Below are 17,905 nucleotides of genomic sequence, written 5' to 3'. Positions count from 1 at the left end.
CAAACTGCTTGTCTTTATTAACGAAAATACTGCGGATGGCCAGTTCCCCTATCGTCCCCACACCGTGAACGATAGCAGAGGCGCCTCGCGCCTGTGCTATCAGGCGGCTTTTAAAATTCAATGCAAGAATTTAATTTAGACAAAAAGTTCAAACGCTTAATGAAAGGCTGCTTAGTTGTCTTTGTGGCTTTTCTATTTTTAGGGCTTGCCCTCCCCTTTTTTCCAGGCGATGGGAAAGGAAGTACTGAGGGTGCATTGATTCTATCAATAATTTGTACGATTGTTTTTGGCTTTTTCACAATTCTGATCTGGCGAACGTTAAAAAAATTGCCCTGTGTTGACATAATTGTTGATAATGATGGGCTATGGTACAAACACAAACAAAAAAAAGATGGTCTTGTGCCATGGAAAAAAATTGGCAAAATTAAAGAACGCTTATATCTGCAATGCCTGGACATACTGGATTCAGATGGGCGTAAACTTATCAGAATAGAATATCAACTAAATAATTTTGAGGTATTAAGAAACATATTAAACGATAAGCTTTCTGATTGGCTCCCAAAGAGTCAGCAAAGTTCTTTTTCAAAAAATGTTTTGTATCATTTTTTTTATGGTGCTTGCATTATAGGCTTTTCTTGGTTAGGTCTTTATGTCGGGAGACATAGCAACCCCTGGTTTGGCTATATAGGAATGGGCATCCTTGTTATAATAATCCTCTATGAATACCTTGCAACTGCCTACCGCCTTGATCTTATCGACAACGGTCTATTGATAGTTTATCCAACAAGCAAAAAAACCATTGCTTACTCAGATATTTCAAGCATTAAAATGGCTGACACCTTTCAAAAAGGTGCAAGATTTCCGGAGGTATGGGTTACAGTAAAAAACGGCAGCAAACCATACAAATTGAAGCAACTTGGTGTTGATGCAAACAGTTTGTTTATAACCTTAAAAAAAGCTAAGGAGCTAAAAGCATAGCGCCTTCTGATCAATTTTTGCACCCGGCAGGATTGAAAGGGTAATCAGGACAAGAGGCTTTATGATGATCGCCTGGATCAACTTTTTTTCTCTGATTTTTGTCTCTCTGATCTTCATGGTCCTCTACGTGCGCAGTGTCAGTCCGGCCGCGCAGGAAAAGATCATCGGTCCCGGGGCATACCGCCGGTGCTACCATCTCCGGGTCGCTGCCTCTGTGGCCGAACTGCTCGTAGTGGCCTGCTTCGCCATCTACTGCTTCTTCCCTCTGCCCACGCCGCTGCCGGACAGGTTCCCGTGGCCATGGTGGTTTTCAGTTGTGGTGGCCGGCATCATCGGGGTCCCGGCCCTGGCCCTGATGCTGATCGGCCTGCGCGATGCCGGAGAAGAGGCCCTGCGTCCCAAAAAGGAACAGGCCCTGTTCAAAGGCATATACCGCAGGCTTCGACACCCGCAGGCAGCAGGAGAGGTCTGGCTCTTCCCGGTCATCGCCATTCTGCTGCACTCGCCGTTTCTTGCGCTGTTCTCCCTGGTCTTCTTTCCAATCTTTCTTGTCCTCTGCTATGCGGAAGAACAGGATTTGCTGCTGCGCCACGGGGAGACGTATGCCGAATACTGCCGGAACACCGGGGCGTTCTGGCCCCGGCGGCACCGGTGAAGGACTGCTGGACCTGATGGGCATCATCGGCAAGATTCAACTGAACGTGGTGAAATTTGAACCAGCAGGGCCGGTACAATAACATCGTTAATGATGCTGGCCGGCTTTTATTCTTTTTTCTTGCAAACACATGGCTGGTCGGATAATAAACAGGTGTCGAGACACTACGCGGAATCACAACAGCCACGTTACACGCGCTTTTGGCATCCATCTTTTGTCAATAAAACCAGGGGGGCAAACCATGAAAATACCCATTCGTTTCCAAAGCACCCGCCGATCAGGCCAGCCGTTTTACAGACATCATTTTATTCTGTTTCTGCTTGCTGCCGTGATAATGACGCTGGCGCCGCCGGCGGGCCATGCCGCCAACATTCCGTTAAACCCCGGCGGCATTTACTCTGCCAGGGCCGATGACGGCAGTAAAATTTATCTGTATCGCTACGCGCCATACACAACAGGCAAGCCGCAGTTTCGCACCGGTGGAACGCCGGTGCTTATCTTTACCGGCATCTGCATGAACATGAACCAGTATCTTTCCTGCACGCCTCCCGGTATGGAGGATGTCTACGACGACGTCTATGTGCCGCCGGTTTCCAGCGCGCCGGCATGGGCCTTGAACGCGGATAAAACAGACTACGACCCGTATATCAAGGCCGACAGAATGCGCTACTACAGTTTGGCGCACTTTCTCTGGCTCCAGGGATTTGACGCGTGGTTCGCCAATTACAGGGGGGCGGGCCATGACCCGGTTGCCAGTGATGGAACCAACCCCAACGGCATTACAACGCTTGACACATGGGCTACCCAGGACGTGCCGGCGGCCATCGCCAGGGTAAAGGCCATCACCGGAAAAAGAATGTTCATTGGCGGCCACAGCACCGGGGGTCTGGTGTCCTATGAATACCTGCAGGGCGCCTACATGGACTACGGCAGATGGTCCTGGTGGAAAGAGGCCTATTACAAAACCTGTTATGCGTTCGGATACATGCCCCATGTCAAATCCAGCGCAACCCTTGCCGCAACCAGAAACGCCGACGTCAAAGGATTTATCGGGCTTGACCCGGCCGGTGTGCCCTGGCTGCCCGCGGATGTTCTGGACCGGCCCCTGTTCTGGGGCCTGGTGGGCTCACGGTTGTACCTGCCGCTGGATGCCATGTCAGAGTATTTAATTCAACTGCTTCCGGATAAGACCCTGCTTGTCGGCGTGATGGACACCTTCCTGGGCCTGATCAACGACTTTGCGGGCAGCGACGGTGCGCTGGGAGAATTGCTTGCTTACCTGAATTTCTGGAAGGTTGATGACATGGACCCCTGCATGGAGGACTGGATGCTGCGGTACAGCATCGGCGGCGCCACCATTCGCGGATTCGGCCAGTACATGGACATGGGCCTGCACTATACCCTTCGAGAGCATTATAAAAATGGAGCGGAAAATTATCTGACCACATTTGAGGGTCCCACACCCGATCCCGTCAGGGACGGATACTACTACTACGACGCAAACGTCTCGCGCATGACCGTGCCGCTGATTGTTTTCTCCTCGTCCACGGGTGCCCTGGTGGCCCCGGAAGAGACGGACCTGTTTATCATTTCAAAAAAGACCCCCACCGCCTACGATAAATGGTATGTGGTCAACGGCACCGCCCATGTGGACGTGGCCATGGGAAACCGTCTGCCCACCGCGGTGTTTCCGAATCTGAGCAACTGGTTAAAAGCGGTGGACGCCCTGCCGGCCAACCCGCCGAACACCGACACGCCGGCTTCGCGCAACGACATTTAGCCTGAATGCTCTTGAAATATCCGGGTTAGAAAACCGGGCCGACAAAAACAGGTTTTACCCAAACAAAAGAAGGCGTCCCGTTCATGCGGGACGCCTTCTTTTGGTCCTTTTCCTGATGCCAAAAAAGTACACGGAAAAAAGTATTGAAAATAGGGCTCTTGATGTTTTTTGCTGTATTTTCAACAGCGGCCACTGGCAGCATCAACTGCGGTAGGGCTGGCCATGCGGGTTCTTTATGAAAGGCCGAACAGAGCTGCTGCGGTGCCTCCCAGCAGGGCGGCTTTGGCAACGCTGTCCAGGCCGGCGGCATCAATCTCTTTAAAATAGCGGGAGGGCGGCAGCAGGGGAAAGTCGGAGCCGAACATCACCCTGTTGTTACCGGCCAGCTGGCAGGCAATGGCGTAGACCGCCGGATCGTAAAGGTAGGGAGAGGCGGCGGTATCAAACCAGAGGTTTTTCAGCACACCTTTGGCCTCGCGCTTGAGCAGGTTGAAAAAGAAGATGCCCCCGCCCCAGTGGGCCAGCACAATGCGGTTTTCGGGAAAGGTTTTGGCCAGGTTGTACATCTGAAGGGCCGATATCGGTGTTTTGCCCGGATACACGTGGCCCACCGGCTCGTTGGTGTGAATCAGCACCGGTTTGTTTCTGCTGCGGCAGAGCTCCATGATGGGGGCCAGATGCTTTAAGGCCTCATCGTCGATGCCGGACAGGTAGCAGGCCAGCTCGCCCACGCCGTAAAGCCCGGCATCCAGGCACCGTTCCACTTCCAGGGGCGCGGCCGGGGTGTAAATATCCACGCAGCAGAGCCCGGCCAGCCGGGTTGGATACCGCTGCTGGGACTCAATAATGTAGTCGTTGTGAGCGCGGATCAGGTCGGGGTTTTGCCAGGGGAACCCGAAGGTGACCGCCATATCCAGGCCCTCCCGGTCCAGGCAGTCCACCAGGTCGCCGGCACCGGCCAGCTGGGACTTGTCTGATTCATACAACAGCTTGAAGGCCCCTTCGCTGTCAAAAAAGGGATTGCGGTCGCTTCGCACCGCGTCGGGAAAAATATGGGTGTGGGCGTCGATGATCATGGATCGCTCCTGTTGTCTGTTACACATTAAATCGAATATTCACGATATCGCCGTCGGCCATCTCGTAGGTTTTGCCCTCCAGCCGCACCGTGCCCTGCTTTCTGGCCTCCGCGTAGCTGCCGGCCGCCATCAGGGCGTCGTAGGCCACCACCTCGGCCCGAATAAACCCTTTCTGCATGTCCGAATGAATGGTACCGGCCGCCTCCGGGGCTAGTGCCCCTTTCTTAATGGTCCAGGCCCGCACCTCATCCTCGCCCACGGTGAAAAAAGAGATCAGCCCCAGCATGGCATAAGACCGGCGCAGGGCCCGGTGAATGGCGGGCTCGTCAATGCCGAACTCCTTTAAAAATTCGGCGGCCTCGTCATCGGACATGCGGGAAATCTCATGCTCCAGCTTTCCCCGCACCACCATCAGGTCTATTCCCCCGGGCGGCGGGCCGGCGGGCAGGGCCGTGTCATCCTCGTCGTTGTTGATCAGCACCAGCACCGGTTTGGCTGACAGAAGGGAAAAACCCCGCAGCAGGGGCGCGGTGGCAATCTCGGGCTGGGTGCGCACCGGGGTGCCGTTTTCAATCATCTGTTTGACCTGGTCCAGCAGGGCCATCTCCTGGGCATCGGCCTTTTTGCCCCGCTTGGCGTCGGCGGCAATGCGCTCCAGCCGCTTTTCAATTACCACAAAGTCAGACAGCATCAGGTCTTCATCCATTGCGGCGATATCTTTATACGGCGACGGGTCCGGCATGCCGGGAACCGGAAAGTTTCGCACCACCTGGATCAGGGCGTCGCAGTCGGCCACGGCCTTTAACTGAAGGTCCTTGTCTCCGGCGGTCCGGCCCAGGCAATATTCGATCTGGGCGTAGATGGTTTTGCGCGGGCTGTACATGGCAGACAGCACGTCCACCCGGGGGTCGGGCACGTAAATGGCCGCGATGCGAAGATCACCCTTGTGGCCGCTGTCCGGGTCGCTTTTTGTCAGTGCCTCAAAAAGGGTCTTTTTGCCGGCCCCGGGTTTTCCGATCAGTCCCAGTTTCATGTGTAATCAACCTGCCTGTTTTGACTGTTTTTTCCATGGTACTGGCCCGCGCGCGGGCGGGCCGTAAAGCGCCACTATAGCACAGTTCGCCATGGGACCCAACGGGCTTTTCCGGGTAAACAGGGGATACCGCGTTGCGGCCGGGTGGAAGAAAACCGGAACGCTGGAAAAACTAAGGGGAGACGTCGGCCGTGTTGCCGGCGTCGTCAGCAGGCGGGGAACTTGCGGCATTGCACCGCTTGACCAGGGTGAGCCGGTTGCCCTTTTCATTATACCGGCACTCGGACGCATAGCGCTGCATGATGATGATGCCCCGGCCGTGCTCGGCTTCCGGAGAGGGCGTACGATCCAGTGCGGTGCGCCAGTCAAACCCGTCACCCTCATCCTCGACCTCCATGGTCAGCAGGCCGTTTTCAAACCCCAGCACATACCGGACTCTTTTTTGCGCGTCGCAGCGGTTGCCGTGCTTAACCGCGTTGGTCAGGGCCTCGCGCATCACCAGGCAGACGGAAAACGCCTCGCCTGACAGCCCCTGCCGATCAAGAAAGATACGGGTTTCGGCCTCGGCCCGGTTGATGGCGTCCATGTCGGAAAAAAACCGAATTCGAAGCCTGCGGCTTTCATGAACCACGGACAGGGGTTTTGCTTCGGACATTAATAAACCGCCTTGGGTAAACGCACCGTCTGTAAAAAGTGTTTTCTCTGAATATTTTACAGGCTCCGCCGAAACGGGATGAACGAACCTGGATATTTCATGAAAGACTCGGGCTAAAGGGTGGACTGCGAATAACGGAAATCTCAGACCTGAATACCCAGCACGATAACGTCGTCCTCAATCGCAACAGACTCGGGTTTGAGCTTTTCGGCAATGCGCTGGGGCGCGCTGGTAATGGGCTGGTCGGCCACGGCAGCGCAGGCAGCCAGCAGCTTTTCCGACCCTTCGGGCCAGGAAATCTTCTGCTGGACCGACTCGATCAGGCCGTCGGAATAGATGTAGAAACGGTCCCCTGGCTTGACCTTCATGGCCTCCCGGCCGAATGAGACATCCTCGAAACTGCCCATCACGTCACCCTGAAGATGAATAAAGGAGGGCTCGCCCTTGGCCGGGAGATACACCACCGGCGGATGGCCGGCGCTGATGATGGTGAGGTTCTTGGTCTTCCGGTTCAGGCAGGCGTAGCAGGAGGTGAGAAACTTGTCTTCCGGCAGAATCTTCACCAGCACATCATTGATCAGCTTCATGCTTTCACTGGGCCGGTAAATGGGGGTGCAGTTCTGCTTGAGCAGGGCCTTGACCGATGAGATCAGATAGCTGGTCTTGATATCGTGGCCGGAAAAGTCGGCCACGAAATAACCGTAAATATCGTCCGAAATGGGCAGCACGTCGTAAAAATCGCCGCCGGCCTCTTCCAGGGCGCAATAATAAACCCCGAACCCGGCGCCGGGTTGATTGTCCGGCGTAGTCAGCATGGCGGTCTGGGCCTCGGTGATCTGGCGCAGCTTGTCGGCCTGGTTGGAAATCAGGGAGCTGGTGGCAATGGAAAGTTTCAGGTGGAGCCGCACCCGGGCCAGCACCTCCAGGGGGTGAAACGGCTTGGTGATATAATCCACGGCGCCGAGTTCAAATCCGGTGAGCTTGGATTCCAGCTCGATGACGCCGGAAAGAAAGAGCACGGGAATACCGCCGGTTGCCGGGTCGTTTTTCAGCTGCCGGATCACCTCGAACCCGTCTTCTCCGGGCATTTTTACATCCAGAAGAATGATATCCGGCTTTTCCGTCTGTGCCAGCTGCCGGGCCGTGGGGCCGTCTACCGCTGTGATGGTTTTGTACCCGTGGTTTTCCAGGGTGGTGGACAGAAGCTTCAGGTTCAACAGGTTGTCGTCAACCACAAGAATCGTAAACAGCTGCTGCATAATGGTCCGCTCCCCTTGCTTGCCACTGTTATGCGTTGCGCGCCGGTTTTATCACGGCGCGGCATCTTTGTGCCGAACATCTCTGGCAATCGCCTCGACCATGTCGCGAACATGCGAAAGCGTCTCCCGGGCCTGGCCCAGGTCGTTGGACTTGGCCTGCGTTTCCGCTTTTTTGGCCGCATCAAACAGGTCAAAAAACCCCAGGTTGCCGGCAGCCCCCTTCAATGAGTGGGCCGCGTCCCCCGCTGTTGCGGCATCCTGGTTTTCAATCGCCTCCGTCATGCGAACCACGTCGCTCCGGGAAACATCAATAAACACATCAACGATTTCCAGAAACTCCTCGGTGGTAAAGCCCTGACTGGCGGCAAGTGAATCTATGTCCATAAAGCGATCACGGTTTTTCTGTGTTTAAACAACGGTATTATGGTAAGGAAAAAACCGGGCAAAAGCAAGAAAAACCCTGCCTGCTTAAAAGGAGGCGGCTTTTCAGGCCCGTGCGGCACCGGCAGGTTCCGGCGAAACCGGGTTGTCAGGCCGAGGGATCGATGCCGGACTGGCGGACGATTTTTTCCTTGAGCGTGCCGTAGGCCACCATGGCCGCAAGCGCGCGCACGGCCCGTTCCGGACCCTGGTAAAAGGGAACGCCCAGGGCCGAAAGCGACTGGACGGCAGTTTCAGACCGGCCCTGGTAGGAAAAGCAGAATACCGGCTTGCCGGACCGCTTGATGAGTCCCTGCATCTGGGCGGAAATGTGTTGCGACACCTCGTCCATCTTGGCGTCCAGTTCAGCGGCCGGTACGCCCATCTGCAGGAGCACCCGCTTGATCATGTCCGCGGGCGTATAATAATAGAACATCAGGGCGTCGCAACCGGGATCTTCCAGCAGGACGCCGGGAATGTCGGCGAAAAACTGGGTCATGTCCTTGGTAAAGGTCAGGTCAATGGGATTTTTCACGCTGCCCGTGGCCGGCACCAGGGCTTTGAGCTTTTCAGCGGTTTTCGCCGAGGGTTCGGGCAGCACAAGCCCGGACCGGCCGCAGGCATCAGCGGCAACGGCCCCGGGGCCGCCGGAGTGGGTCTGAATAAAGACCCGGTTGGCCGCGGGCTGGGGCAGATGGCCGAACGCCATGCAGCAGTCAAACAGCTCGGTGATGGACGAAACCCGGATCACGCCGCTCTGCCGGAAGATGCCCGAATAGAGGTCATCGGGTCCGGACATGGACCCGGTGTGGGAAAGGGCCGCCTTGCGGCCGGTTTCCGATCCGCCCACGTAAAGCGCCACGATGGGTTTGTGGGGAACGATCTTTCGCGCCGTTTCAACAAACTTGCGGCCCCGGCGAATGGCCTCCACGTAAAGAGCGATAACCTTTGTGTCCGGGCAGGCCCCCAGGAACTCCAGGCAGTCCACCAGGTCGGTATTGACCTCGTTGCCGATGCTGAAGGCCGTGGAAAAGCCCAGGTGAAGCTGGTCCAGGTAGGCAAACATCTGGGTCACGAAACTGCCGCTTTGTGAGACCAGGCCGATAAACCCCGGCTTTCCGTAATACCGGTGGGGCGTGGTGTTGAGCCGGGCATGGGCGTTGGTGACGCCCAGGCAGTTGGGGCCGATGATGCTGATGCCGTATTTACCGGCAATGGCGGCCAGCTCTTTTTCCCGCTCGGCCCCTTCCGGTCCCACCTCCTTGAAACCACCGGACACCACGATGGCGTTGCGAATGCCCTTTTTCCCGCAGGCCTCCATCGTCTCGCACACGATTCGGGTGGGCAGCACGATCACGGCCAGGTCCGGGGCCTCGGGCAGGGACTCAACACTGTCAAAGGCGGTCAGGCCCTGCACCTCTTTTTCCTTGAGATGAACCGGATAGATTTTTCCGGGAAAATCAAACGCCATCATGGCCCGCAGAATGATGGTGCCCATGGAGGAGTGGTTATTGGAAGCCCCGAAAATAGCGACAGATTTCGGGTGGGTCATGCCATAGAGCCGGTGGGCTTCAATCGGGTCGGTCATATCTGCTCCTTTGACCGGTGTTTGGTCAAACATCCGGATTTAAAACAATCAGTGCGTCCACGGCCTTGACGCGGCCGTCGGCGGACACCAGCACCGGGTTGATGTCGATCTCCGACACCGCGTCCCAGTCCAGGCCGATCCGGCCCGCGCCGATCACGCAGCGGTAAAGGGCGTCCCGGTCGGCCGGGGCCTCGCCACGAAATGCATCCAGAAGTTTCGCGGCCTTTAAGCTGCCGGCCATCTCTGCAACCTCAATGGGGTCCACCGGCGCCATGCGAAAAACAGCGTCCTTAAAAATTTCGGTCATCACGCCGCCCAGGCCCAGCATCACGCAGGGGCCGAACTGGGGGTCCCGGTTCATGCCCACCACCAGCTCCCGCTTTCCCGACACCATCTCAGACACCAGCATGCCGTCCGCCTCAGAAGTAAGCCGGGAAGAGATGCGGTCAAACGCGCTTCGAACCGCCTTCTCGTCGGCCAGCCCCAGTTCCACCAGGCCGGTGTCGCTCTTGTGCATCAACGACGGGGAACAGGCCTTCAGCACCACGGGATAGCCCAGTTCCCCGGCCGCGGCCACTGCCTCGTCCGGGGTTTTTGCCAGAACTTCCCGCGTGACAGGCACGCCATAGGCTGCCAGCACCTGTTTGGCCTCATATTCGGAAAGGGCCAGGCGGCCCTGTGCCACGGCCGCCTGAAGAATTTTTTCTGCTTCTTCCTTCTGTTTCATCTGCATCTCCTGATAAAAAACCGCCCGGCATTGATGATGGTTGACAACGGCGCCGGGCATGACGCGAAAGGCTTTTATACAATCGTATAAAGCCCGTGTCAATCGCAGCGGTTTGACCGCATGGCTGCAACAACGGCTCTGTGGTTATTTCTTCAAAGTGGCGGCGCCGGCCTGAAATTTTGCCGTGATTTGCCGGGTCAGGTCGGCAATCTCTTTTAAAATGGCGGCGGTGTCGGACAGCCCCTCCTGCTCGGCCTGGTCGATCCACTGGGTGTAGGTGTCGCCGTGGCTTTCGTTGTGCCGCAGCCAGTAGTCAAACAGCTTGACCAGTTTTTCTTTGGTCGACATCTCACCGCCGCCGGCGTGGGTATGATGGTGATCGTGGTGGTGGCCGTGGTCGTGGCCATGGGAGTGATCGTGGGAATCGTGATGATGACTCATGGTGTTGCTCCTTGTGGTTTTTTTATGTAAACCGTATGATAACCGGACGGATAAATAAGAGTCAAGGCAAAGGTTTTTGCACATTTAGCGTAGATGGTGAATAACAGGTGTTAAAGAGCAGATGGCCTTTATTGCTGGTGCTGGTCGCGGGGGTTCTTGCCGGCACCGCCGGCGGCGTTTTTTTTGCCGTGGTCCACGATCTTCCCCAGATTCAGGCGCTGGAGGACTTTTCTCCCTCGGCCATCACCCGGGTCTATTCCGCGGAAGGGGGCCTGATCGCCGAGCTTTTCGCGGAAAAACGGGATCCGGTGGCCTTTGAACAGGTACCGCCCTGGATCATTGCCGCCCTGGTGGCCACTGAAGACAACGCCTTTTTCCGGCACCGGGGGCTGGACCTCAAGGGCATTGCCCGGGCCGTGATCAAGGACATTCTCACCCTGGACTTCCGGCAGGGGGGCAGCACCCTGACCCAGCAGCTGGCCAAGACCCTGTTTCTGACCTCTGAAAAAAGCCTGATGCGCAAACTCAAAGAGGCGGTGCTGGCCTTTCAGCTGGAACGGCGCTACACCAAAAACGAAATTCTGGAACTTTACTTAAACCAGGTCTATTTCGGCAGCGGCGCCTACGGCATAAAGTCCGCGGCCCGCATCTTCTTCAACAAGCCGGTGGAGGCCCTCTCCCTGGCCGAGTGCGCCCTGATCGCGGGCATGCCCAAGGCCCCCTCCCGGTACTCCCCCCTGGTCAATCCCGACCTGGCCCTGTGGCGGCGAAACATCGTGCTGGGCCAGATGAAAAAAAACGGCCAGATCTCCGAGGCCGAATACCACCAGGCTGCAGGCGAGCCCCTGGTGCCGGCGACCATCACCCCGCCGGTGGCCCGTCCCGACTATTTTATCGAATATATTCGCGGAGACCTTGAAAACGCCGTGGGCGTACAGCAGTTATACCGGGCCGGCCTTTCTGTTCACACCACCCTCTCTTTACCCCTGCAGGCGGCGGCCCGGGAAGCGGTGGCCATGGGCATAAAGGCCCTTGAAGAACGAATGGCGGAAAAGGGCCTGACCGAACCGCCCCAGGCCGCGCTGGTGGCCATGGACGTGGCCACCGGCGGAGTCCTGGCCATGGTGGGGGGCCGCGACTTTCAGGCCAGTCCGTTCAACCGGGCCGTTTCCGCCCGGCGCCAGCCAGGCTCGGCCTTCAAGCCGATCCTGTATGCCTGTGCCCTGGATCACGGCTTTACCCAGGCCACCACCGTGCTCAACACGCCGGCGGTTTTCCCCGGCGCAAAAAAGGACGACACCTGGCAGCCGGAAAATTTTTCAAAAGACTATTCCAGCGAAATGACCGTACGGGAAGCCCTGGTCCACTCCAAAAACATTCCGGCGGTCCGGGTGATCCACCAGCTGGGACCGGCACCCGTGGCCGGTTTTGCGGCAAAGCTGGGCATCTCCTCGCCCCTGTCGCCCTACCTCTCCCTGGCCCTGGGCACATCGGAAGTGTCTCTGATGGAACTCACCGCCGCCTATGCCGTTTTTCCCCGCCTGGGCAAACGGATTCAGCCCTATGGCGTGACCCGGGTGATTGACGCCCACAACCGGGTACTCTGGCAGGCCTCCCCTTTATCACAAATCGTCATGCCGGCCGAAAACGCCGCCATTGTCGCGGACATGCTGCGGGGGGTGGTCCTTGACGGCACCGGCAGGGCCGCCCGCAACCTGCCGTGCCCGGTTGCCGGAAAAACCGGCACCACGGACACTTACAAGGATGCCCTGTTTGTGGGCTTTTCCCAGGATATTGCCGCCGGGGTCTGGGTGGGCACCGACCGCCACACCACCCTGGGCGCCGGTGAAACCGGGGCACAGGCGGCCCTGCCGATATGGAAACAGTTTATGGAAAAAACATTTGACACCCGGCCCTGCCAGGGGTTTGATGTGCCCGACGGCATGGTCCGGGTCCGGGTGAATCCCATGACCGGAAAACGGGCCGGCGTGAATGAAGAGGGTCAGACCATGCTGTTTACGCCGGGAACAGAGCCGTTGCAGCCTTGACCCGCTCCAACACCTTTTAACCCGGAAGTTTACGGCAAAGTAAAAAGTTCAAGTTCAAGGCGTCGCAAATCCAGAGGAATGAGGCGTACCTGTCGTAGGCCGTAGTGACGAGTGAATGCAGCGCAACGCAGAAAATGGGCTTTTTACGAAGCCGTCAAACATTGATGTTGACCCGAATACAGACATCGTTATAGAAGAGGGTTCACAGGCATCCGTCCTTTGGAAAACAAGCGATGATTCGAAAAGCAAAAATAAAAGACATTCCCCAGATATACCGGCTGCTGTCCGACTTTGCCCGGCAGGGCTCCCTTCTCTCCCGGCCCCTGTCCAAGCTGTATGACGATATCCGGGACTTTTCCGTGTTCGTGGACCCCTCCTCCGACGAGACGGTGATCGGGTGCTGCGCCCTGCCCGTCTGCTGGGCGGACCTGGCCGAAATCCGGTCCCTGGCCGTGCGGCAAGACCACTGGGGCAAAAACATCGGCACGCAGCTGGTTGAAAACGCCTTTGACGAGGCCCGGGTGTTTGATATTCAACAGGTCTTTGCCCTGACCTATGTGCCCGCCTTTTTTGAAAAATTCGGTTTTTCCCGTATCGACCGGGCCGACCTGCCCTTGAAAATCTGGGCCGACTGCATCACCTGTGTCAAGTTTCCCGACTGCGATGAAATCGCCATGATGAAAATTCTTTAGCCCGGGTTAGCGAAAGCCCCATGAGACGGACATCCCTTTTAGCGGACCAGGAACCGGTTATTTCCTGGCACGACACCACCGCCGTTTACGGCATTGCGGCGGGGTTTGCCCTGGCGGTGATGCTCTTTGCCGGGGCCGGCATCTCCGTGGCCGGTGAAAAGGCCGAATTTTCCCACTACGTATGGGTGGCGTGGCTGCTGCTGGTGCTGGGGGCCGTGGTGCTGATGGCAAGCATGCTCCGCCTGGGCCGGCGGCTATTTCTGGCCATTGAGCGGTACCGGGACAAGGGGCCGGGCCTGCCGCTATAAGCCGGTATCGTTCTTCCGGATAAAAGGGTAAAGCTGCTCAAGGGTAAAGTGCAGAATCTTGGCGGTCACCCCCCACACCACCACATCCGCCACCGGGTACAGCAGTTCGTGCATGGCCGGCAGCCGGCCGGAAAGCCCTTTTGTGGCGTGGGTGTGAACAATGGCGGACAGGGGAATGGGAATCACCCGGGCGATTTCCCCGGGGTCAAAGCAAAGCGCGTCCTTCTGGTTCCATACACCGGCAAACACCTCGATAACCTTGTTCTGCAAAGTCTGAAAATGGCCGATGGAGCCGAAGTAGGTCACGTTGTCGCCGCAAATGCACAGCTCTTCTTCCAGCTCCCTTTTGGCGGCGTGCAGGGGAGAAAGGTCGCTTGTGTCAATCAGCCCGCCGGGCAGGGCCACCTGGTTGCTCCAGGGATAGCCCGTGCCCCGGTCGGCCTTCAGGATGCCCAGAATAAAGGTCTCTTCTTTATCGAAAAACAGCAGGGACACGGCGGCGGCCTGGTGATCAAACGCCGGGGCCGGGGGGCCCACGGCCGAGGTCATCACCTTTTCCAGTATGGAGAGGTCAACCTTCATGGCTACGGCTTGTAACCTTCCGCCTTTACAAACTCCAGCAGCCGCAGAAACACGTCGGGCTGAAGAAATCCGGGGCGGGAGCCGATCTGGCCGCCGTTGGCCTCAAGAAAAAAGGAGACCGGCACGCCCCGCACCTGGTATTTGCCGGCCACGTCCCGCACTTCGTCGGAGTTGACGCGAATGGAAACAAAGTCCTGGTTGAGGGTATCGATCACCTTTTTGTCCACAAAGGTGCTGGCCGCCATCATGTCGCAGTAGCGGCACCAGTTGGTGTAAAAATGAAGAAACACTTTCTTCTGCTGCGCTTTGGCCCTGGCCAGCCCCTGGTCATAGGAAAACCAGCGAATGCCGTCCCTGGTCTGGTCGGCGGCAAAAATCGCCGGAGCCCCGCCAATCAGCAGCCCTGCCACTATAAAAAGCGCCAGACATGCACTTTGAAATCGGCCTTTCATGTTTTTTCTCCTGGTCGTTTCATCAGATATTTTAACATCCGTCCATACATCACCTGTCTGAGAACATAAGACTGTTTTTAAAAAACGCCATCGTCCCGGGAATTTTTTATGTTTTGCCCGGATCTGTCTGGTTACCATAGGCCGGCGATCAGCACGATGCCGATACCGATCAGCAGTACGCCGGCCACAATATTGATATACTTTATCACCCGGCTTGCCCGCCGGATAAACGAAATCAACGCGTTGATAAAAAAAGACAGCAGCAGAAAGGGCAGGGCCAGGCCCGCGGAATAGGCGGACAGCAGCAGCATGCCCCGAAGCGCTGTCTCCTGGCTGCCGGCCACGATCAGAATGGAACCGAGAATGGGGCCGATGCAGGGGGTCCAGCCGGCGGCAAAAAGGGCGCCCACTAAAAAGGCGCCGGCCAGGCTCATGGAGCGCTGCCGGACATGCACCCGCTTTTCGCTCTGCAGTCCGGGGATGGTGATCACGCCGGTCATGTGAATGCCCAGCACCACGATCACGACGCCGCCGATGACGCGCAGCACGCCCAGGTGCTGGTTGATCAGGCTGCCCAGGAAAAAGGCCGAGGCCCCCAGCAGGATAAAGACCGCGGAAAAACCCAGCACATAGGCAATGGTGGAAAAAATGACCCTGGCACGGACCTCGGCGTCCGGGGCCTGGGTCAGGTTTTCCAGCGACAGCCCGGTGATCAGGGTGAAATAGACCGGGATCAGGGGCAGTACGCAGGGCGTGAAAAACGACAGCAGCCCGGCGCCAAAGGCCACGGCATAGGAAACAGATGGTGTATCAAACATACTGGCGACTCAACTCCCCAGCCCGCTGGCAGGCAGCCTCTATTGCCGTCATCACGATTTCGGGAAACTCCTTTTCCCTCAGAACCCTCAGGGCCGCTTCAGTTGTACCGCCGGGAGAGGTCACCTTCTGCCGCAACTCTTTGGGGGATTCACCCCTTTCTTCCATCAGCGTTACCGCGCCCTTGACGGTCTGAAGGGTCATGGCAAACGCGTCTTTCGTGTCCAGGCCAAGATTTTCACCTGCCTTGACCATGGCCTCCACAAAATAAAACACATAGGCCGGCCCGGAACCGGAAACCGCGGTCACCGCGTCCAGCAGGGCCTCGGTTTCAAACTCGATCACCCTGCCAGTGGCCTCAAGAATGGCCCGGGCATGCCCCCTGTCCGCGCTGGTCACATGCGGGTTGGCGTACATACCGCACATGCCGCAGCCCACCAGGGCCGGGGTGTTGGGCATGGCCCGAACAACGGCAAGGCCGGGGGCCGACGCCAGCATGCCTTCAATGGTTTGAACGGGAATGCCCGCGGCAATGGTGATCACCAGCTTTTTTGACAATCGCGGCCCACAGCCGGCATCCAGAGTGGAAAGCACGCTGCCCATGACCTGGGGCTTTACCGCCAGCACCAGGACGTCGCAGCCGTCCACCACCGCGCAGTTGTCGCCGGTGGTGTGAATGCCGAAGGTCGTTTTCAGGTAGGCCAGCCGGTCCCTGCTGACGTCCGCGGCATGCACACGGGACGCCTCGCAGACCCCGGCAGCCAGCAGGCCGCCGATCATGGCCTCGGCCATGTTGCCGCCGCCGATAAATCCCACGGTTTTATCTAATTTCGCCACGGTTTCTCCTTAATTTAAACGGAATAAAAGTCTATCAGAAACAGCCGGGTGAAACAAGAGACGGCCAAAGGCCCGGGAGCCTTCACTTCCGTTGCTGTCAGGCGGTGGCCTGGGGCAGGTGCCGGCTGATGGCAGACCGTACCGCCTCCAGCAGGTCGTCTTTTTTCTCTTCTGTATAGCCGGTCGTTTCCATGGGCGGGGAAATGATGACGCGGATCGTGCCGGGCGTGATGCGCAATTTGTGTTTTGCCAGCAGGTTGTGGCTGTTGGTGATGGCAATCGGGACAATGGGCAGCCGGGCCTTTAACGCCAGCATGACGCCGCCTTTTTTAAAGGCCTTTAAACTGCCGTCTTCGCTGCGTGTGCCCTCGGCAAAAAAATAGGCGCTGATGCCCTCTTTCAGTTCGGCAATGGACCGGTTGAGGGTTTCCAGGGAGCCGGCGCTGTTGTCCCGGTCAATGAATATCATTTTGGCCATGCGGGCGGCCAGACCGAACACCGGAATGCGGGAGAGCGATCGTTTGCCCACGAATCGCAGGGTGTGGGGCAGGCCCAGGACCACGGCCGGCGGATCCAGGTGGCTGGCGTGGTTGGACATGAAAACATAGGACCGGTTGGCCTGAAGATGCTCCCGGCCGTCGACCTGAACTTTTATAAAGTGGGCTTTTAACAGGATCCAGGCCCAGGCCCGGCAGAAGAAAAAGGTGAGGCGCCCGGTTTTGGAAAACGGCGCCAGAAGAATCACCGCGCCGCCCATGACAAGGGTGTCAACAGTGATGACAATCACGGTCCAGGCCACCATGGGAATTGTTTTCAACATTCCTGATTCTTTAGGCAACTCAAAAGAGTTAAATCCGACAATTACGCAACGTTTGATAATGCCTTTGGCGCAGGGGCTCCCCTCAACAAACCTGCAGTGCTTAAATCCTCATCAATGTCAGGCCAGTGAATACCAAATCCGCCGCCGCAGATTTTCCAGTTTTCCCTTTGCCCGGGTGTTGCGTGAAGCAGCCGGGGAAACCACGCCAGCGGCACTGTAATGGTACGCCCGTCATTTAAATCCACACTTAGCGTATCTTCGGAAAAAAAGACGTTTATGGCGCTCTCTCCCGGTCTAACGTCCGAAATATTCATACCATGCCTCCAGAAGTTTCTCCTTGTTTTCCATGACCATGGATTCTATCTGGCGAAGCTCTTTGGGGCTGAATCCCAGATTGCGGGCTAGTGCGACAACATCAAGCCAGAATTTACATGACTGGCTGTCCCGATCAATATGAATATGCGGCGGTTCGGTTGTTTCATGGCTGTAAAAGTAAAATCTGTATGGCCCGAATTTTAAAATCCTAGGCTTGTTAACAATTCTTCGATTTTATGAATTTATTTTAGATTATCGACAATATAGATGGCCATGTCAAAAGATTTCGTTAACCCGAATATCCCATGAATTGATTGGGCCAACACCACTTCCCGGGAGCGCCGCACCCCAGAGCTGACAATGCTTTTCCCCGGGAGCGCCGCACCCCAGTGCGGCTAAAACCAGGAAAGCCTGCCGGTGAAA

21 protein-coding genes are annotated in these 17,905 nt (G+C 57.1%); 6 read left to right on the top strand and 15 right to left on the bottom strand.

The annotated features are described in order from the left end of the window. Nucleotides 1-120: 120 nt before the first annotated feature. The 3 genes from DOLE_RS00720 (at nucleotide 121) to DOLE_RS00710 (ending at nucleotide 3,413) form a co-directional block, all read left to right on the top strand. On the top strand, nucleotides 121-978 hold the full coding sequence (locus DOLE_RS00720; protein ID WP_012173575.1) for a hypothetical protein: 858 nt from the start codon (nucleotides 121-123) through the stop codon (nucleotides 976-978). Between the two features lie 61 nt (nucleotides 979-1,039). Then, nucleotides 1,040-1,633, top strand: a complete 594-nt coding sequence (locus tag DOLE_RS00715; RefSeq protein ID WP_012173574.1) for a methyltransferase family protein — start codon at nucleotides 1,040-1,042, stop codon at nucleotides 1,631-1,633. A 241-nt stretch (nucleotides 1,634-1,874) separates the two neighbouring features. Further along, nucleotides 1,875-3,413 (top strand): alpha/beta hydrolase, encoded by a 1,539-nt coding sequence (locus DOLE_RS00710; protein WP_012173573.1) that lies wholly within the window; start codon nucleotides 1,875-1,877, stop codon nucleotides 3,411-3,413. Nucleotides 3,414-3,646: 233 nt separating this feature from the next. On the opposite strand, the gene DOLE_RS00705 is transcribed toward DOLE_RS00710, so the two are convergent. From DOLE_RS00705 to DOLE_RS00670, 8 genes are all read right to left on the bottom strand, one after another. Beyond that, nucleotides 3,647-4,489: an amidohydrolase family protein gene (locus DOLE_RS00705; RefSeq protein WP_012173572.1), complete on the bottom strand. Its 843-nt coding sequence runs from the start codon at nucleotides 4,487-4,489 to the stop codon at nucleotides 3,647-3,649. A gap of 19 nt (nucleotides 4,490-4,508) precedes the next feature. Further along, nucleotides 4,509-5,522: a DUF933 domain-containing protein gene (locus DOLE_RS00700; RefSeq protein WP_012173571.1), complete on the bottom strand. Its 1,014-nt coding sequence runs from the start codon at nucleotides 5,520-5,522 to the stop codon at nucleotides 4,509-4,511. Nucleotides 5,523-5,694: 172 nt separating this feature from the next. Continuing rightward, on the bottom strand, nucleotides 5,695-6,177 hold the full coding sequence (locus DOLE_RS00695) for an ATP-binding protein (RefSeq protein WP_012173570.1): 483 nt from the start codon (nucleotides 6,175-6,177) through the stop codon (nucleotides 5,695-5,697). A gap of 143 nt (nucleotides 6,178-6,320) precedes the next feature. Beyond that, complete coding sequence (locus tag DOLE_RS00690) at nucleotides 6,321-7,436, bottom strand: PP2C family protein-serine/threonine phosphatase (protein WP_012173569.1); 1,116 nt, start codon at nucleotides 7,434-7,436, stop codon at nucleotides 6,321-6,323. Nucleotides 7,437-7,487: 51 nt separating this feature from the next. Beyond that, nucleotides 7,488-7,820: an Hpt domain-containing protein gene (locus DOLE_RS00685; protein ID WP_012173568.1), complete on the bottom strand. Its 333-nt coding sequence runs from the start codon at nucleotides 7,818-7,820 to the stop codon at nucleotides 7,488-7,490. A 145-nt stretch (nucleotides 7,821-7,965) separates the two neighbouring features. After that, nucleotides 7,966-9,444, bottom strand: coding sequence for an acetate--CoA ligase family protein (locus DOLE_RS00680; RefSeq protein ID WP_012173567.1), 1,479 nt, complete (start codon nucleotides 9,442-9,444; stop codon nucleotides 7,966-7,968). Nucleotides 9,445-9,469: 25 nt separating this feature from the next. Continuing rightward, nucleotides 9,470-10,171: an acetate--CoA ligase family protein gene (locus tag DOLE_RS00675; protein WP_041280688.1), complete on the bottom strand. Its 702-nt coding sequence runs from the start codon at nucleotides 10,169-10,171 to the stop codon at nucleotides 9,470-9,472. Between the two features lie 144 nt (nucleotides 10,172-10,315). Continuing rightward, nucleotides 10,316-10,612 carry a hypothetical protein gene (locus DOLE_RS00670; protein ID WP_012173565.1) on the bottom strand — a complete coding sequence of 99 codons (297 nt, stop codon included), beginning with the start codon at nucleotides 10,610-10,612 and terminating at the stop codon, nucleotides 10,316-10,318. Between the two features lie 107 nt (nucleotides 10,613-10,719). Here DOLE_RS00670 and DOLE_RS00665 point away from each other — a divergent pair, with 107 nt between their 5' ends. The 3 genes from DOLE_RS00665 (at nucleotide 10,720) to DOLE_RS16890 (ending at nucleotide 13,660) form a co-directional block, all read left to right on the top strand. Then, complete coding sequence (locus tag DOLE_RS00665; RefSeq protein ID WP_012173564.1) at nucleotides 10,720-12,660, top strand: penicillin-binding protein 1A; 1,941 nt, start codon at nucleotides 10,720-10,722, stop codon at nucleotides 12,658-12,660. Between the two features lie 233 nt (nucleotides 12,661-12,893). Further along, complete coding sequence (locus DOLE_RS00660; protein WP_012173563.1) at nucleotides 12,894-13,352, top strand: N-acetyltransferase; 459 nt, start codon at nucleotides 12,894-12,896, stop codon at nucleotides 13,350-13,352. 20 nt (nucleotides 13,353-13,372) lie between these two features. Beyond that, nucleotides 13,373-13,660 (top strand): hypothetical protein, encoded by a 288-nt coding sequence (locus tag DOLE_RS16890; protein WP_012173562.1) that lies wholly within the window; start codon nucleotides 13,373-13,375, stop codon nucleotides 13,658-13,660. Here DOLE_RS16890 and DOLE_RS00655 read toward each other — a convergent pair. The 7 genes from DOLE_RS00655 to DOLE_RS18650 form a co-directional block, all read right to left on the bottom strand. Beyond that, entirely contained in the window at nucleotides 13,655-14,242 is a 588-nt protein-coding gene (locus DOLE_RS00655) for an NUDIX hydrolase (protein ID WP_012173561.1), read from the bottom strand. The two genes, DOLE_RS16890 and DOLE_RS00655, sit on opposite strands and share 6 nt — an antisense overlap. 2 nt (nucleotides 14,243-14,244) lie before the next feature. Next, entirely contained in the window at nucleotides 14,245-14,694 is a 450-nt protein-coding gene (locus DOLE_RS00650; RefSeq protein WP_012173560.1) for a thioredoxin family protein, read from the bottom strand. Between the two features lie 131 nt (nucleotides 14,695-14,825). After that, nucleotides 14,826-15,512 carry a cytochrome c biogenesis CcdA family protein gene (locus tag DOLE_RS00645; RefSeq protein ID WP_012173559.1) on the bottom strand — a complete coding sequence of 229 codons (687 nt, stop codon included), beginning with the start codon at nucleotides 15,510-15,512 and terminating at the stop codon, nucleotides 14,826-14,828. After that, on the bottom strand, nucleotides 15,505-16,347 hold the full coding sequence (gene proC / locus DOLE_RS00640) for a pyrroline-5-carboxylate reductase (RefSeq protein WP_012173558.1): 843 nt from the start codon (nucleotides 16,345-16,347) through the stop codon (nucleotides 15,505-15,507). The genes DOLE_RS00645 and proC overlap by 8 nt, the downstream gene beginning before the upstream one ends. Nucleotides 16,348-16,444: 97 nt before the next feature. Continuing rightward, a complete protein-coding gene (locus tag DOLE_RS00635) occupies nucleotides 16,445-17,167 on the bottom strand; it encodes a lysophospholipid acyltransferase family protein (RefSeq protein ID WP_012173557.1) in 723 nt (240 codons plus the stop codon). A 41-nt stretch (nucleotides 17,168-17,208) separates the two neighbouring features. Continuing rightward, a complete protein-coding gene (locus DOLE_RS00630) occupies nucleotides 17,209-17,481 on the bottom strand; it encodes a DUF2442 domain-containing protein (RefSeq protein ID WP_012173556.1) in 273 nt (90 codons plus the stop codon). Next, the gene (locus DOLE_RS18650) at nucleotides 17,462-17,689 is read right to left on the bottom strand and encodes a DUF4160 domain-containing protein (RefSeq protein ID WP_269719158.1); all 228 of its coding nucleotides are present in this window, start codon (nucleotides 17,687-17,689) and stop codon (nucleotides 17,462-17,464) included. Before DOLE_RS18650 ends, DOLE_RS00630 begins: the two co-directional genes overlap by 20 nt. Nucleotides 17,690-17,905 lie beyond the last annotated feature (216 nt).

It is taken from the genome of Desulfosudis oleivorans Hxd3 (assembly GCF_000018405.1).
Taxonomy (GTDB): Bacteria; Desulfobacterota; Desulfobacteria; order Desulfobacterales; family Desulfosudaceae; genus Desulfosudis; species Desulfosudis oleivorans.
The sequence above is the reverse complement of the archived record's forward strand: the minus strand, read 5'-3'. Positions and strand labels throughout refer to the sequence as shown.